Annotated in this window: 12 protein-coding genes and 1 riboswitch; of the genes, 3 read left to right on the top strand and 9 right to left on the bottom strand. The window is 69.5% G+C overall.

Going from position 1 to position 14,344, the window contains the following annotated elements:
• The first annotated feature begins 119 nt into the window (after nt 1-119).
• Nucleotides 120-1,589 carry a nitronate monooxygenase gene (locus KBI44_09485; protein ID MBP9144702.1) on the top strand — a complete coding sequence of 490 codons (1,470 nt, stop codon included), beginning with the start codon at nt 120-122 and terminating at the stop codon, nt 1,587-1,589.
• Nucleotides 1,590-1,646: 57 nt separating this feature from the next.
• Here the strand turns inward: KBI44_09485 and KBI44_09480 are convergent, their stop codons facing one another.
• Together KBI44_09480 and acs are read right to left on the bottom strand one after the other, a co-directional pair.
• Nucleotides 1,647-3,395, bottom strand: a complete 1,749-nt coding sequence (locus KBI44_09480; protein ID MBP9144701.1) for a hypothetical protein — start codon at nt 3,393-3,395, stop codon at nt 1,647-1,649.
• Nucleotides 3,396-3,501: 106 nt separating this feature from the next.
• Nucleotides 3,502-5,463: an acetate--CoA ligase gene (acs, locus tag KBI44_09475; protein MBP9144700.1), complete on the bottom strand. Its 1,962-nt coding sequence runs from the start codon at nt 5,461-5,463 to the stop codon at nt 3,502-3,504.
• A 306-nt stretch (nt 5,464-5,769) separates the two neighbouring features.
• Here acs and KBI44_09470 point away from each other — a divergent pair, with 306 nt between their 5' ends.
• Together KBI44_09470 and KBI44_09465 are read left to right on the top strand one after the other, a co-directional pair.
• Complete coding sequence (locus KBI44_09470) at nt 5,770-6,012, top strand: AbrB/MazE/SpoVT family DNA-binding domain-containing protein (GenBank protein MBP9144699.1); 243 nt, start codon at nt 5,770-5,772, stop codon at nt 6,010-6,012.
• Nucleotides 6,009-6,410, top strand: a complete 402-nt coding sequence (locus tag KBI44_09465) for a type II toxin-antitoxin system VapC family toxin (protein MBP9144698.1) — start codon at nt 6,009-6,011, stop codon at nt 6,408-6,410. Before KBI44_09470 ends, KBI44_09465 begins: the two co-directional genes overlap by 4 nt.
• A gap of 72 nt (nt 6,411-6,482) precedes the next feature.
• Here the strand turns inward: KBI44_09465 and KBI44_09460 are convergent, their stop codons facing one another.
• From KBI44_09460 to KBI44_09430, 7 genes are all read right to left on the bottom strand, one after another.
• Complete coding sequence (locus KBI44_09460) at nt 6,483-6,848, bottom strand: hypothetical protein (GenBank protein ID MBP9144697.1); 366 nt, start codon at nt 6,846-6,848, stop codon at nt 6,483-6,485.
• Nucleotides 6,849-6,980: 132 nt separating this feature from the next.
• On the bottom strand, nt 6,981-7,049 hold the full coding sequence (locus KBI44_09455) for a hypothetical protein (GenBank protein MBP9144696.1): 69 nt from the start codon (nt 7,047-7,049) through the stop codon (nt 6,981-6,983).
• A 121-nt stretch (nt 7,050-7,170) separates the two neighbouring features.
• On the bottom strand, nt 7,171-7,677 hold the full coding sequence (locus tag KBI44_09450) for a type II toxin-antitoxin system HicB family antitoxin (GenBank protein ID MBP9144695.1): 507 nt from the start codon (nt 7,675-7,677) through the stop codon (nt 7,171-7,173).
• On the bottom strand, nt 7,674-7,928 hold the full coding sequence (locus tag KBI44_09445) for a type II toxin-antitoxin system HicA family toxin (protein MBP9144694.1): 255 nt from the start codon (nt 7,926-7,928) through the stop codon (nt 7,674-7,676). Before KBI44_09445 ends, KBI44_09450 begins: the two co-directional genes overlap by 4 nt.
• Before the next feature lie 69 nt (nt 7,929-7,997).
• Entirely contained in the window at nt 7,998-11,507 is a 3,510-nt protein-coding gene (metH, locus tag KBI44_09440; protein MBP9144693.1) for a methionine synthase, read from the bottom strand.
• 55 nt (nt 11,508-11,562) lie between these two features.
• Nucleotides 11,563-11,683: riboswitch (SAM riboswitch) on the bottom strand.
• A 221-nt stretch (nt 11,684-11,904) separates the two neighbouring features.
• On the bottom strand, nt 11,905-13,575 hold the full coding sequence (locus KBI44_09435; GenBank protein MBP9144692.1) for a sulfatase: 1,671 nt from the start codon (nt 13,573-13,575) through the stop codon (nt 11,905-11,907).
• A gap of 170 nt (nt 13,576-13,745) precedes the next feature.
• A partial coding sequence (locus KBI44_09430) for a methylenetetrahydrofolate reductase (protein ID MBP9144691.1) occupies nt 13,746-14,344 on the bottom strand: 599 nt, incomplete at its 5' end.

Genomic DNA, 14,344 nt, shown 5'->3' with positions numbered 1-14,344 from the left:
CCGGCCCGACTCCAAGTCGAGGGAAAACCACCGGCCTCTCCTTCCGGGCCGGCGCCTCGATGTTTCTCTGCCATCACCGATCGTCTGCTTGCTGTAATATCTCGGCGCGAGGAGCTCTCATGCACGAGGCGAAGCATCCGGAAGTGATTCAGGGCGGGATGGGGGTCGGCGTCTCGGGATGGCGTCTGGCACGCGCCGTGGCCGCCGCCGGGGGGCTCGGTGTGGTCTCGGGCACGGCGCTCGACGTGCAGCTCGCCCGCCGCCTGCAGCTCGGCGACAAGAGCGGCGATCTGCGCCGCTCCATGGCCCGCTTTCCGTATCGGGAGCTCGTCGACCGGGTACTGAAACGCTACTTCGTGGCGGGCGGCATCGCCCCCGGCGCGCGCTTCGCCGAGGTCGCTCGCCACACTCTGCAACCCGGCCGCGAGCTCCTGGGCCTCAACGTTCTCGCGAGCTTCATCGAGGTCGACCTCGCGCGCGAGGGTCACGACGGCACCGTGGGCATCAACCTGCTGCAGAAGATCGTCCTGCCGACTCTGCCGACGCTCTACGGTGCGATGCTCGCCGGCGTCGGCTACGTCCTCATGGGCGCCGGCATTCCGATCGAGATTCCCGCTGCCCTAGAGGCGCTCTCCGGGCACCGGCCAGCGTCGCTCTCGGTGCCGCTGACGGGAGACACCGCCAGCGACGAGACCGCCGACCTCCGGATCGCCTTCGATCCGGCGGCGCTCGGCCTGGGTTCTGCGGGAGTGTCGCCGGCGCTCGCGCAACCCTTCTTCTTGCCGATCATCTCCTCGGCCTCGCTGGCGCAGATCCTGCTCAAGCGCGCCACCGGACCCGCTGGCTCCATCACCGGATTCATCGTCGAAGCGCCGGCCGCCGGCGGCCACAACGCGCCGCCGCGCGGCGCGGCGCGCTTCGACGCCCTCGGCCAGCCGCTCTACGGGCCGCGCGACGAAGTCGATCTCGCGAAGCTCCGCGAGCTCGGCAAGCCCTTCTGGCTCGCCGGCAGCCGCGGCCGACCGGGCGCGCTCGCCGAAGCCCGACGCCTCGGCGCCCACGGTATCCAGGTCGGCACCGCCTTCGCCTTCACCCGCGAGTCGGGGCTCGATCCGGCGCTGCGCCGGGCGGTGATCGCCCGGGTCGAAGAGGGATTCTCCGGGGTCCGCACCGATCCGCGCGCCTCCCCGACCGGCTTCCCGTTCAAGGTCGTGGATCTTCCCGGCACGCTCTCGGAAGAGGCGGTCTACGAGCAGCGCGAGCGCGTCTGCAACCTCGGCTTTCTGAGGAGCTCCTACCGCCGCGAGGACGGCGGCATCGGCTATCGCTGCGCTGCCGAGCCGGTCGAGGCGTTCGTCGCCAAGGGCGGCGAAGCGGCGCAGACGGTGGGGCGGAAGTGCCTATGCAACAGCCTGCTCGCCAATGTGTCGCTCGCCGAGCCGCAGATCCATGGCGCACCCGAGCCGCCGCTCCTCACCGCCGGAGACGATCTCGACTCACTGCGCCTCTTTCTGCCGCCGGGAGAGCGCGACTACGGCGTCGACGAAGTCCTCGCAGCGCTGCGATCCGAGTCCACCCAGCCTGCCTGAGGCGGTACGCAGCCGCACAGCCGAGGCGACGCCTGCGTCGCCCTGATTTCGGGCGCTCTAAGGTGCGGTCGTCGACCAGGCCGTCGTGTAGCCGGACTCGAAGCCGTCCGCGAAGATGGCCTCGACGCCGAGCGGGATCGCCCGCCGGGCGATCTCGATCGGCGCGCCGCGGCCAGTGGCGGTCCAGAGATCGTGGAGCGTTTGCCCCCAGTCATCGGTGACATTGCCGTCGCGCAGCGCCTCGATGTAGTGCCGAGGCGTGTTCTGGTAGTAGATCTCGGCCTCGGCACGCACCGCGGCGGCCGGCACCGCGAAGCGGCTGTCGCTCCAATACTGGCCGTCGGCATAGACCGCCCCCACCGGCGGCGCGCCGCCGGCCTCGAAGGCGGCGTTGCTGAAGCCGCGAGGTGGAATGCGATTGTCCTTGATGATGGTGTCGGCGAGCGCCATGTGGGTGGTGATGCCGGGCGGGAATCCGGTATCTCCGGCCGCGTCGTCGCTCAGTCCGACGTGCATCTCGAAGACGGTCGTCGACGCCTCGTCGAGGTGCGCCTCGGCCGAGTCGTAGTGCCCGTGTTCGCCGGCCACCGCGCCGGCGGCGTCGAAGAAGCGCACGTGGATCCAGACCCGCCGGCCCTCGATATGCCCCGTCGGCAGCTTGTGGCCCGACTGGTTGGTCACCCGCACGACGAGCTCGGCGCCGTCCTGCACGAGATCGAGCGTCGCCGAGCGCCGCAGCATCGACACCGACCGCGCCCGCGCGGCCTGGATGAGCGCCGGATCGACGATCGGGTTGTCGGCCTGGTGTTCGAGGATGAGATCGAGCACCGGCGCCGCAGCACCCGCGAACTCGTGGCGGGCGAGGTCGGTGCGCTCGCGGCCGAAGAAGCAGCCCTTCGCCGTCGTCTTCGGCATGTGACAGTCCTGGCAGGTTTCGACCACCGGTCCGCCGGTGCCGCCGAAGCGCCCGCCGAGGTCGACGCCGGTCGCCGCGAACTCGGAGAGCTTCCACTCGGTGTAGGTGCGCTCGAGCGGAAACTGCATCCACGGATTCGCGTCCGGCGTCGGCTGGTCGAGGAGGTTGTAGCGGTAGGTGCCGTTAGGAAGCTTCGAGACCGCGACGTTGCCGACGTCGTGGCAGGTGCCGCACATGTCGCCCGACCGGTGGAACGGCGAGTCGATCGTCTCGTGTATCGCGTCCGTGTCGGAGTAGGGGCCGCGCCGCACCCCTTGCGGGTCGAGCACGAACATCGCGTTGCCGTAGCTCGTCGGCACCTCGGCCAGAGCGGCGAGGATTGCGGCGTCTTCGGCCGGGCTCTGCCCCGCCACATAGACGGGGTCGACCTGACTGTGGCAGAAGTGGCAAGTGACACCGTCGCGGTCCACCTCGTCGAGACTCCCGCCGGTCGGATCGCTCGCATGGCCGGTGACATAGGACATTGGCACGTGGCAGCGCAGGCAGAAGGTGCCGACGTTGGCGACATCCTGGTTGGCGGTGGTCATCTGCGCGAAGAAGAGCGGGTCGCGCCCGGCGAGCCCCATCAGGCTCCCGGCCCAGGTCGCCCACGGTTCGTCTTCGACGTCGAAGTCACCGTGGCAGGTCCGACACTCGTCCGAGGTGCCGAGGACTCCCTTCGGCACGTCGCCGATCTGGGTACCCGGCAGATGAAAGTCGGCCTGGGTCATCGGGATGAGCGCGGTGACTGCGGTCACCGCGGTCACCGCGGCCACCGCCGCGACACCCAAGCCGGTCCACACCAGGGGAAGGATCCAACGGCGACGGGAACCGCGCGGTCGGTGGGTCAAGAGGCACTCCTCTCGGGAATGCCTGAAAGCTAGCAGTACCGCGCCCCCCTTCGCATGACGACGGTCATACGGGCGCTCCTGCGGGCGCCGGACGCTGACGGTGCCCTCAGTCGGCGAGGGTCGAGAGGTCTCCGGGGTCTTCGCCGAGCTCCTGCGCCTTGAGGAAGCGGCGCACGATCTTGCCCGAGCGGGTCTTGGGGAGCGAGGTCCGGATCTCGATGTCCGAGGGCTGCGCGATCGGGCCGAGGTCCTGGCGGACGTGGTCCTTCAAGCTGCCGATGAGGCCCGGCCCGGCGAGCTCGCCCGGCTTCAGCACGACGAACGCCTTGATGCGCTCGCCCTTGACGTCGTCCGGGAGGCCGACCACGGCGCTCTCGGCGACCGACGGGTGGCGCAGCAGCGAGCTCTCGACCTCGGCGGTGCCGATGCGATGCCCGGCGACGTTCATCACGTCGTCGGCCCGGCCGAGCACCGCGAAGTAGCCGTCGCGGTCGCGCACCGCGATGTCGCCCGCGGCGTAGCAGCCCGGCACCTGGCGCCAGTACTGCTGATAGCGCTCGTCGTCGCCCCACACCGTGCGCAGCATGTAGGGCAGCGGCTCGCGCAGCACGAGGAGGCCGCCCTGCCCGTCCGGCATCGAGTTGCCGAACCGGTCCACGACGTCGACCACGGCGCCGGGCAGGGGCTTGCCGACCTTGCTCGGCCGCGCCTCGAAAGTCGGCAGCGTCCCCAGCACCGGGCCGGCGATCTCGGTCTGCCACCAGTTGTCGACCACCATGCCGCCACCCTGCCCGACGAGATGCGTCTGCGCCCACAGATGCGCCTCCGGGTTGAGCGGCTCGCCGGCACAGGCGAGAAGCCGCAGGCGCGAGAGGTCGTACTTCTTCGGCGCCTCCTCGCCGTGGCTCATCCACATGCGCAGCGCCGTCGGCGCGGTGAACATCAGGTTGACGCCGAAGCGTTCGACCAGCTCCCAGGTCACTTCGGGCGTCGGATAGTCGGGCACACCCTCGCGGCAGAAGACCGTTGCGCCGACCGAGAGCGGGCCGTAGACGATGAACGAGTGGCCGACGATCCAGCCGATGTCCGAGGTGCTCCAGTAGATGTCGCGCTCGCCGATCTGGTAGAAGGCGCGCGACAGATAGGTGACGCCGACCATGTAGCCGCCGGTGGTGTGGACGACTCCCTTCGGCTGGCCCGTGGTTCCGGAGGTGTAGAGGATGAAGAGGGGATCTTCCGAGTCCATCGGCTCGGCGTGACAGTGAATCTCGCGCGCCTGCTGGATGTCGTAGAAGTCGACCTCGCGCGAGCTCTCGAAGGAGAAGGGCGCGTCGCCCGGCCGCGAGCCGCGGCGATGGACGACGACGTGCTCGACGAAGGTGAGGTCGCGCACCGCCTCGTCCACCGTGGGCTTCAACGAGATCTTCTTGCCGCGCCTGAAGGTGTAGTCGGTCGCGACGATGACCTTGGCGCCCGAATCGACGATGCGCGAGCGCAACGCCTGGGTGCCCATGCCGGCGAAGACCACCGAATGGATGGCGCCGATGCGCGCGCAGGCGAGCATGGTGACGATCCCTTCGGGAACGAGCGGCATGTAGATGATGACCCGGTCGCCCTTGATCACACCGAGGCGCCGCAGGGCGTTGGCGAAGCGGTTCACCTCGCGGTAGAGGCGGTTGTAGGTGTAGGTGACCTCTTCGCCGTCCTCGCCGACCCAGATGAGCGCCGCCTTGTTGCGCCGGTCGGAGTGGACGTGACGGTCGATGCAGTTGGCGGTGGCGTTCAGCTTGCCGCCGAGGAACCACTCATGATGCGGCGGCTCGAAGCGGCGCACGGTGTGGAACGGCTCGATCCACTCGATGAGCTCCGAGCGCTCCGCCCAGAAGACCTCCGGGTCGTCGGCAGCCGCCGAACGCTCGATGTCGTCGTTGACCAGGTGAGCGCCGCGCGCCAGCTTCAACGGCGGCTTGATCACCACCTCGTCCTTCGCCAGCCGGGCAATCGCCGCGCGCTGGGTCTCGCTCAGCTCAAGGTCGGGTACGGATTCGCCGGTCTTGCCGTCGCTCATCGCCAGATCCTCGCTCTCGGAAGCGGGCAAAACCTAGCATCCCCTCCCCTCTGGAAGGCCGCTCCAATGGGTAGCCCCAGAGGCCCCGCACCCCGCCTTGCGGTGTGCCGCATCAACCCGCCACTCCGAGGGGAATCCGGGTCGATGCGCCTCTCCGGACGACCTCTTGGATAGGAAAGGCCTGCGACAGATTTCACCCAAAGTCAAAATCTGCCGCGGCAGTCCTTGCCTGGCGTCGCAATCCACCCACGCGTGCGTTTCGCTGTAGAATGTAAGGCGAAGAAGTAAGGCGTTGAAGGAGAACCTATGACGATCACAGTCAGCTCGAAGGGCCAGGTCACCTTGCCGGCAGCGGCCCGCAGGCGGCTGGGGCTGCGCGCCGGTTCGCGCCTCGAGGTCATCGTCACGGGAGACGACAGGCTGGAAGTGATTCGCGTCGGGGGATCGCTGCGCGACCTCAAGGGCCTGCTGCCCAAGCCCCCGCGACCGCTTTCGCTGGCCGAGATCGATGCCGCCGCGATCGCGGGTGCGCTGGACGGGGCCGGGTGATCGCCCTCGACACGAACGTGCTGGTGCGCTACCTGGTGCGCGACGACCCGCGCCAGACGCGTGCGGCCACCCGAGTCGTCGAAACCTCCTGCACTGTCGAGACGCCCGGTTTCGTGACGCTCGTCGTGCTCTGCGAGCTCGTCTGGGTGCTCGAGCGCGGCTATCGGTATTCCCGAATCCAGATCGCAGCCCTGGTGCGCGGCCTCCTCGCGGCCGATGACCTCTCCATCGAGCGGTCGGAGCTCGCCTGGCAAGCCCTCAACGCCTTCGAGGAGGGGCCGGCGGACTTCGCCGACTACGTCATCGGAGCTACCGGGCGCGAGGCCGGGGCGGAGGCGACGGTCACGTTCGACCGCCGCGCCGGCGCCTCTCCGCTCTTCCACCTGCTGGCGCCCTGAGCTCTCACCGAGCGCCCGGTCGTCGGGCCCGCCTAGTCCGTCCCTCGCACACCCCGAAGTTGCGCGCGCACCTCACCGCAGGCGCGCGACGCACCAGATGGCCATCGCGACGTGCAAGGCGGTGGCGGGCCAGAGGCCTATAGCGGAGAGGTGGAGACCGAGGCCGGCGTAGAGGAGCACCCCGGCGGCGGCCACGTTGTAGAACGTCAGGGCGACCACCAGACCGCGCGCGGCCGGACTCCTGTCGTCGTCGCGCGCCAAGAAGCAGGCGAGACCGAGGGTCACCAGCGCCGCCCCGGCGAAGCGCGCCAGGAGCAGCCCCCCGGGCCCGTCGAGCGCCGCCCCGAGGAGGAGCTGGACGAGCGGCGTCGGAACGACCAGCAGCCCCACACCGGTGCCACTCTCCAACAGGGCCGTGACGACGAGCAGTCTCCTCATGGTCGGTACACCCGCTGAAAAGGGCCTTCGTTCGGCGGTGCCAGCGCGCGCGCCGGCTTTCGGTAGACCATGCCGGGAGGATACACCGGCGGCCGGCGCTCGAAGCGCTCGACGCCCCGTGGATTCTCCCCGTCAGACCCCGAAATAGCGCGCGTCGGGGTGGTGGAAGGCGAGGGCGGAGACGCTGGCATCGGGGTCCATCCTGTCGCCTTTGGTGAGCTCGACGCCGATCTCCTATGGACGCAGGGCGGCGAAGAGCTTCTGCTGCCCGGAGAGGTCGGGGCAGTTCGTAGTTGTCGACTCCTCGCGCGGCAGGCTCGACTCAGGTCTGCTTGGATCTTCGGGCAGCGCTTGCGCGGGCGCGTTTGGCGGTTCGGTAGGCGGCGGTCGGCTCGGCGACGATCGCCACCTCGTCTCGGTCCAGATTCACATTCCGGAGGCGTCCAAGGCCGTTGGCGATGAGCGCCAGCACGAGAGAGTTCAGGGAGACACCTTCGGCTTCCGCCCTGGCCGCAAGCTCCGCATGCAGGGAGCGCGGGATCCTCTGCACGAACCGACCTGAATACGCCTCGAGCCTACGCTCCTCGTTCCGGGAAGGTTCCGGGACCGGAAGCCTGTCGTGAAGGCGCGCCGACACCCACGACACAAACGCCTCCTTGCCGTGCCTCAAGGCCTCGGGGATCGTCTCTCCGTCCGAGATGCAGCCCGGCAGATCGGGAAAGGAGATCAGGAATCCGCCGCCTTCGGCTGGAGAAAGAGAACGAATCTCGAAGCGGTAGCTCTCGAATGAGCTGGGCTGGCGAACGCGGGGGATCTTCTCGATGGTCATGGGAGCTCCTGCTTTGCAGAGATCGCTCGATCGATCAGCGCCAGGAAGCGCTCGATGTAGATCGGCTTGATCGGTCGCCGCGACGGAATCGAAAGGTGCAGGTTCACGCCGGGGGCGGAGAAGATGAAGTGGCTCCCGCCGTCATTCCGCACCTGGAGGCACTGTCGGGCGGCAACCTGGACCAGGTCTTCGATCCTCCAGTCGCGCGGATTCCGCCGCATCTTCCCCAGCAGCTTCTCCACCCGGCTCATGCGGCAGCAATACTAGATACAGTATCACCCAGCGTCAAGTGTCCCTGGCGATGGGGAGACGTCCGCCCCTCAGACGCCGAAGTAGCGCGCGTCGGGGTGGTGGAAGACGAGGGCGGAGACGCTCGCTTCCGGGTCCATCATGTCGCCCTCGGTGAGCTCGACGCCGATCTCTTCGGGGCGCAGGGCCCGGAAGAGCTGCTGCTGGCCGGAGAGGTCGGGGCAGGCGGGGTAGCCGAAGCTGTAGCGCTTGCCGCGGTAGCGCGCCTGAAAGCGGTCCTGCGGCGTCGTCTCCGGCGGGTCGGGGAAGCCCCAATCGGTGCGGAGCTTCCGGTGCAGCCACTCGGCCGCGGCCTCGGCGGTCTCGAGCGCCAGCGCCGCGAAGGTGTGGCTCTTCAGATAATCGCCGGCCTGCTTGTATCTCTCCACCTGCTCGCGCACCCCGGCGCCGGCGGTGGTGACGAAGAGCGCCACGTGATCCGAGTCGAGGACGTAGTCCGAGATCGCCAGGCCATCGCTGCCCTCCTGGCGTGGCAGCTCCCAGGAGGCGGCAACTTCGCCGGTCTTCGGATCGACCAGCGTCAACCGGTTGCCCTCGGAGCGCGCCGGGAAGAACTGCCAGACCGCCTTCGCCTGCATGCCGCCCTGGCGCGCGACCGCCTTCAGCTCGTCGACCACCGCCTCGAGCTTGCGGAACTTCGGATCGCCCTCCTCCGCGAGCTTCCGCACCACGCCGCGCATGCCGAGATGCTTGCCGTAGAGCATCTGCGGATTGAGCTCTCCCCAGACCGCGTCGAGGTCGAGCGTCACCGCGTGGCGCTCGAGGTCGGGGGGCGGCGGCGCCGGGAGGTCGCGGCGCACGGCCGACTTCCTCGGCGCCGCGCTCTCCTCGACCGGCGCTCCGGAGGCGACGGGCGAATCGACGCTGTCCTGCTCCAGCAGGGCGCCGATCTCCTGCTCGAGCGCCGGGCGCGTCGCCGGATCCATCAGCCGCTCGACCAGCTTCAGCCCGTGCATCGCATCCTTGGCGTAGGTGCAGACGCCGCCGTAGGCCGCGGCGATCTTCCTGTGGGTGAAGCGCCGCGTGAGCGCCGCGCCGCCGACGAGAAGCGGCGTGTCGATGCCGACTGCCGAGAGATCCCCGGCCGTCACCACCATCTGCTGCGCGCTCTTCACCAGCAGCCCCGAGAGACCGATGACGTCCGGCCGGTGCTGCTCGACCGCCTGGATCAGCTGCTCCGAAGGCACTTTGATACCGAGATTGACCACCTGGAAGCCGTTGTTCGACAGCACGATGTCCACCAGGTTCTTGCCGATGTCGTGTACGTCGCCCTTCACCGTCGCGAGCAGCACCTTGCCGCGCGAGGAAGACTCCGTCTTCTCCATGTGCGGCTCGAGGAAGTTGACCGCCGCCTTCATCACCTCGGCCGACTGCAGCACCTCGGCGACGATCAGCTTGTTGTCGTTGAAGAGGCGCCCGACCTCGCTCATCCCGGCCATCAGCGGCCCGTTGATGATCGAGAGCGGATCGCTGTAGCGCTCCTCGCCGAGGGCCGTCTGCAGGTCGGCCTCGAGACCGATCTTGCTGCCCTCGACGATGGCGCGCGCCAGACGCTCCGCGAGCGGCAGGGCGGCGCGGCTCTCGGCGCTGGCGTTGCCCTTCTGGCCGCTGCGTTCGCGGAAGTGGGCGGTGAAGGCGGCGACCGCCGCCTCGCCGGCCGTCTTGTCACCGAGCTCGAGATCGATCAGCGCCTCGGCGAGCCGCCGGTCGTCGTCGGGGATCTCGGCGAAGCGGGCGAGGCGCTCGGTGTTGACGATCGCGGCGTCGAGACCGGCGAGCGTCGCACGATAGAGGAAGACCGAGTTCAGCACCTCTCTTCCTGAAGGCGGCAGGCCGAAGCTGACGTTCGAGATGCCGAGGATCGTCTTGGTGAGCGGGAACTCCGCCTTCACCGCCCGCACGCCCGCGATCGTCGCCGCGGCGCTGCCGAGGTAGGCCTCGTCGCCGGTGCCGCAGGGAAAGACCAGCGGATCCCACCAGATGTCCTCGGGCGCGACGCCCATCTCCTCAGTGAGAATGCGGTAGCTCCGCCGCGCCACTTCGAGCTTCCTCTCCACGGTGACCGCCATCCCGGTCTCGTCGATGAGCCCGACGACGAACGCCGCGCCGAAGCGCCGGCCGAGCGGCACGACCTTCTCGAAGCGGGCGAGCCCGTCCTCGAGGTTGATGGAGTTCAGGATCGACTTGCCCTGGCACCAGGTGAGCGCGCGCTCCATGACCCGGGCGTCCGTCGAGTCGATCATCAGCGGCGCCTTGACGACCCGCACGAGTTTCTCGAGGAGACGCTCGACGTCCACGAGCTCGTCGCGATCGGGATCCTGCAGGCAGACGTCGAGCACCTGCGCTCCGGCTCGAAGTTGCGCGCGGCCGACCTCGGCGGCACCCTCGTAGTCGCCGCTGGCGATGATCCCCTTGAAGACCCGTGAGCCGAGGACGTTGGTGCGCTCGCCGACCAGCAGCGGCCGGTTGCTGACTTCGAGCTCGACCGCTTCGATGCCGGAGACGAGCGCCCGCTGGTGATGCGGGATCGGCCGCGGCCGGTGCTCGCGCGCGACCTCGGCGAGGACGGCGACGTGCTTGTCGGTCGTGCCGCAGCAGCCGCCGACGAGGTTCAGCCAGCCCTCGTGGAGGAAGCGCCCGAAGACCTCGCGGAAGACCTCGGGGCCCTCCCGGTACTTGCCGTCTTCGTCCGGGAGCCCGGCGTTCGGCACGCAGGCGACGCGCGTCCGGCAGAGCGTCGAGAGTGTGCGCAGGTGATCGGCCATCAGCGCCGGGCCGGTGGCGCAGTTGAGTCCGACGTAGAGCAGGTCGGCGTGGAAGAGCGAAACCGCGAGCGCCTCGGCGTCCTGTCCGGCGAGCATCGTCCCGGTCGCCTCGATGGTCACCGAGACCGCCACCGGAATCCGCCAGCCGCAAGCCTCGAACGCCTCCTCGATGCCGATCAGGGCCGCCTTGATGTTGCGCGTGTCCTGGCAGGTCTCGACGAGCAGGTAATCGGCGCCGCCGGCCATCAGGCCCAGCGCCTGGACGCGGAAGTTCTCCGCCAGCTCTTCGAAGGTGATGCCGCCGGTGACCGAGATCGCCTTCGTCGTCGGACCCATCGCGCCGCAGACGAAGCGGATCCGCCCGGGCTCGTCGAACTCGGTGCAGGCCTCGCGCGCCAGCGCAGCCGCCAGCCGGCTGATCTCGAACGCCTGGTCGGCGAGGCCGTACTCGCCGAGCACCAGCGGCGTCGAGCCGAACGAGTTGGTCTCGACGATGTCGGCCCCGGCCGCGAGATAGAAGCGCGAGAGGCCGCGCACGACCTCCGGCCGGGTGATGCAGAGGTTTTCGTTGCAGCCCTCGAGCGCCGCTCCCCCGAAGTCCTCGGCGGCGAGGTCGAAGCCCTGGAGCGCCGTGCCGGTGGCCCCATCGAGGACGAGGATGCGCTCGTCCAGCGCCTCGAGCAGCGCCGCGGTGCGCGCCTCGGTATCTGCCAGGGCGGCCGGAATGGGCGCCGCTGAAATTGTCGGTCGACTCATGTGCACTCCTCGGAAAACAAAAACGCCCCGTGATCATCATCACGAGGCGTCTTCGCTTCAGACACTTCGTTGCCGCTTTCGCGACCGCATCCCGGCAGATTCCGCCGGTGAGCACCTTGGGTGTCTGCCCCAGGTTGCCGTGCCCGCAAACTCCCCGGGCCCTCGTGATGTGCCACGTAGGCTACGTCAGCTCCGGGTTGAAGTCAAAAGCACGAGTTCGCCGGCCGCCGGCTTTGCCAGCGCTGAGAGGCGGGCGGCGGTGGGATCGCCGAGTTCCCATAGCGCAGTGGCGGGGGGCCCCAACCTCCAGAAAGAAAATCCAATCGACTGGGGTCCCGACCGAGCACTGGGGACTCGGCGATACCACCGATGACCGCCGGCGCTCTCGCGGCCACCGCTACAGATAGCCCAACGACCGCAGCCTCTCGACCTCTTCCGGCGTGAACGGCTGGGCTTCGGCGTCCGTCCGTCCGCTGATCGCCGCCTTGCGCCCCGCCGCGGCGATGGCCAGGCGATGGACCTCGGCGAGCCGCGCGGCGTCGGCCTCGCGCGCCGGCAGGAGGTTCGTCCGCTCCCCCGGATCGGCCGCCAGGTCGTAGAGGGCGCGCGGGAACTCCGGGGTGGCGAAGACGAGTTTCAGGTCGTCGAGGCGCACGGCGTCCTTCGAGATCATGAGCCGGCCCGCCCGGGCGGCCGCGTGCGCGAGATCGTGGCCCGGGAGATCGCCGGCCGGCAGCCCGAAGTGCGCGAGGATCGTCGGCGCGAGGTCGAGCGCGGTCGTGAAGCGCTCCGTCGTCACGCCGGCACGCGGCGACTCGCCCGGCCACTTCACCAGCAGCGGCACGCGCAGCGTCTCCTCGTGCGGCGTCGTGTGCAGGAAGTAGCCGTGCTCGTCGAACGACTCGCCATGGTCGCCGGTCACGATGACGAGCGTCTCGTCCCAGAGCCCGGCGCGGGAGAGGTCGTCGAAGAAGGTGCCGAGCTGGCGGTCGAGCGTCTCCACGCCGCGGTCGTAGAGCCAGCGGACGATCTCCGCTTCCCGGTCGATGCGCGGCACGGCGCCGTAGTTGATCCCGAGCAGCATCCGGCTGGCGCAGCTCTCGCCGCGGCAGCCGTAGCCGGCGACGCCGAACCTCTCCGCAACGTCCGCGCGCGTGACGCCCTCCGCCTCGTAGGGGAGGATGCCGAAATCCGAGTGCGCGCCGTAGAGGTGGACGAAGAGGAACGAGGCCTTCTCCCGGTGCGCGCTCGCCCAGTCCGCCGCCAGCCGGAGCTCCTGCTCGACCGTCCAGGCCTTCAGCCGGTAGGTCACGAACCCCTGGTTCAAGGCGAATTTCTCGGCGAAAAACGGCGCCGTCTGCAGGAAGGCGGCGGTCGAGGCGCCGCCCGCCGCGAGGCGCTCGGCGAGGGTCGCGACGCCGGCCGGAAGCGGGCGCTCCTCTCGGTCCACGCCGTGAACGGCGACCGGGAGGCCGGTCAGCATCGAAGCGTGCGAGGTCTTGGTCGAGATCTCTTGCGCCCAGTGCGGCGTGAAGCGCTCCGCTCCGCCGAGCAGGCGGTCCAGCACCGGCGTCCGGGCGCCTCCACCCAGCGCTCCGATGGCATCCTCACGGAAAGCGTCCAGGGAGAGGAGCAGCACGCGCCGCGCGACGGGAGCCGGCGCCGCCGGCCGCTCGCTGCGCAGCGCGAAAGTGTCCACAAAGACCCGCCCGCCCTGGGCCCGCTCGGCAGAGAGCTCGAAGCGTACCTTGCCCCCGGCTTTCTCCCGGCCGGCCGGATCCGGAGCGGCGAGCGCGACCCGGCGCTCGACCCAACCGGCTCCGCCACCGAGCGCGACCGCCTCCTCCTGCACCCTCCCGTCCGGCAACTGGATGCGCAGGCGCAGTCCGTCGCCCGGTCCAGGCGTCCCCTCGGCGCAACCACCGAGCTCGAGCTCCACCGCGCCTTCGACGGCCAGCGTGTAGCCACGACTCTCCCCGCCCGCGAGGACGAAGCTGTCACGGGACTCGTCGGCGCAGGTATGGACGCCGGTCGCCGGATCGAAGGTGCCGTAGAGCGCCTGGTCCACGACGACATCCTGGTAGCGGATTTCCGCGAATGGCTGTGGCGCAGCCGCTGTCGGCTCTCCCCGCCCACAGCCCGTCGCAAAGGTGGGGCCGAGAAGGCCCAGAGCGAGCAGCGCCGGCACCCTCCAGGCGAAAGCCCCCGCAGCCCCGCGCGAGCCCGGCCTCGCGACGGTTATCGCAGGTCCTTCATCAACTGCCGCACCGGGCCGGCGCTCTGCATGACGTAGAAGTGCACCGAGGGCACGCCGCGGGCCAGGAGCTCCTCGACCTGTTTTCTCCCCCATGCGACGCCGACCTCCAGGACCTCCTGCTCGGGCGCCGCGGCGACGGCATCGGCGAGCGCCAGGGGAATCTCGACGTAGAAGTTCCGTGGGATCGACGACAGCTGCGAGCGCGCCGAGAGGACCTTCAGCCCGGGGATGATCGGTACCGTGATGCCGGCCTCCCGGCAGGCGTCGACGAAGGCGAAGTAGTGCCGGTTGTCGAAGAACATCTGGGTCACGACGTAGCTCGCGCCGGCCGCGATCTTGGCTTTCAGCTGGCGCACGTCGGTTGCGAGATTCGGCGCCTCGAAGTGCTTTTCGGGATAGCCGCCGACACCGATGCAGAACTGCGAGGGCTCGGCGTCGAGGAGATCCTCGGCCAGGTAGCGTCCGTGGTTCATGGCGTCGATCTGGGTCACCAGGTCGGAGGCGAAGCGGTTGGCGCTCCTGCCCTCGCGCAGCGGCTTCTGGTAACCGCTGTCGTCGCCGCGCACCGCGAGGACGTTGT

Source organism: Thermoanaerobaculia bacterium, from assembly GCA_018057705.1.
Taxonomy (GTDB): Bacteria; Acidobacteriota; Thermoanaerobaculia; order Multivoradales; family JAGPDF01; genus JAGPDF01.
The sequence above is the reverse complement of the archived record's forward strand: the minus strand, read 5'-3'. Positions and strand labels throughout refer to the sequence as shown.

What these genes read in the sequence shown, in the direction of transcription:
- metH (MBP9144693.1), bottom strand. Translation starts at nt 11,507, where the DNA reads ATGAGTCGACCGACAATTTCAGCGGCGCCCATTCCGGCCGCCCTGGCA.
- KBI44_09485 (MBP9144702.1), top strand. Translation starts at nt 120, where the DNA reads ATGCACGAGGCGAAGCATCCGGAAGTGATTCAGGGCGGGATGGGGGTC.
- KBI44_09450 (MBP9144695.1), bottom strand. Translation starts at nt 7,677, where the DNA reads ATGACCATCGAGAAGATCCCCCGCGTTCGCCAGCCCAGCTCATTCGAG.
- KBI44_09460 (MBP9144697.1), bottom strand. Translation starts at nt 6,848, where the DNA reads ATGAGGAGACTGCTCGTCGTCACGGCCCTGTTGGAGAGTGGCACCGGT.
- KBI44_09470 (MBP9144699.1), top strand. Translation starts at nt 5,770, where the DNA reads ATGACGATCACAGTCAGCTCGAAGGGCCAGGTCACCTTGCCGGCAGCG.
- KBI44_09445 (MBP9144694.1), bottom strand. Translation starts at nt 7,928, where the DNA reads ATGAGCCGGGTGGAGAAGCTGCTGGGGAAGATGCGGCGGAATCCGCGC.
- acs (MBP9144700.1), bottom strand. Translation starts at nt 5,463, where the DNA reads ATGAGCGACGGCAAGACCGGCGAATCCGTACCCGACCTTGAGCTGAGC.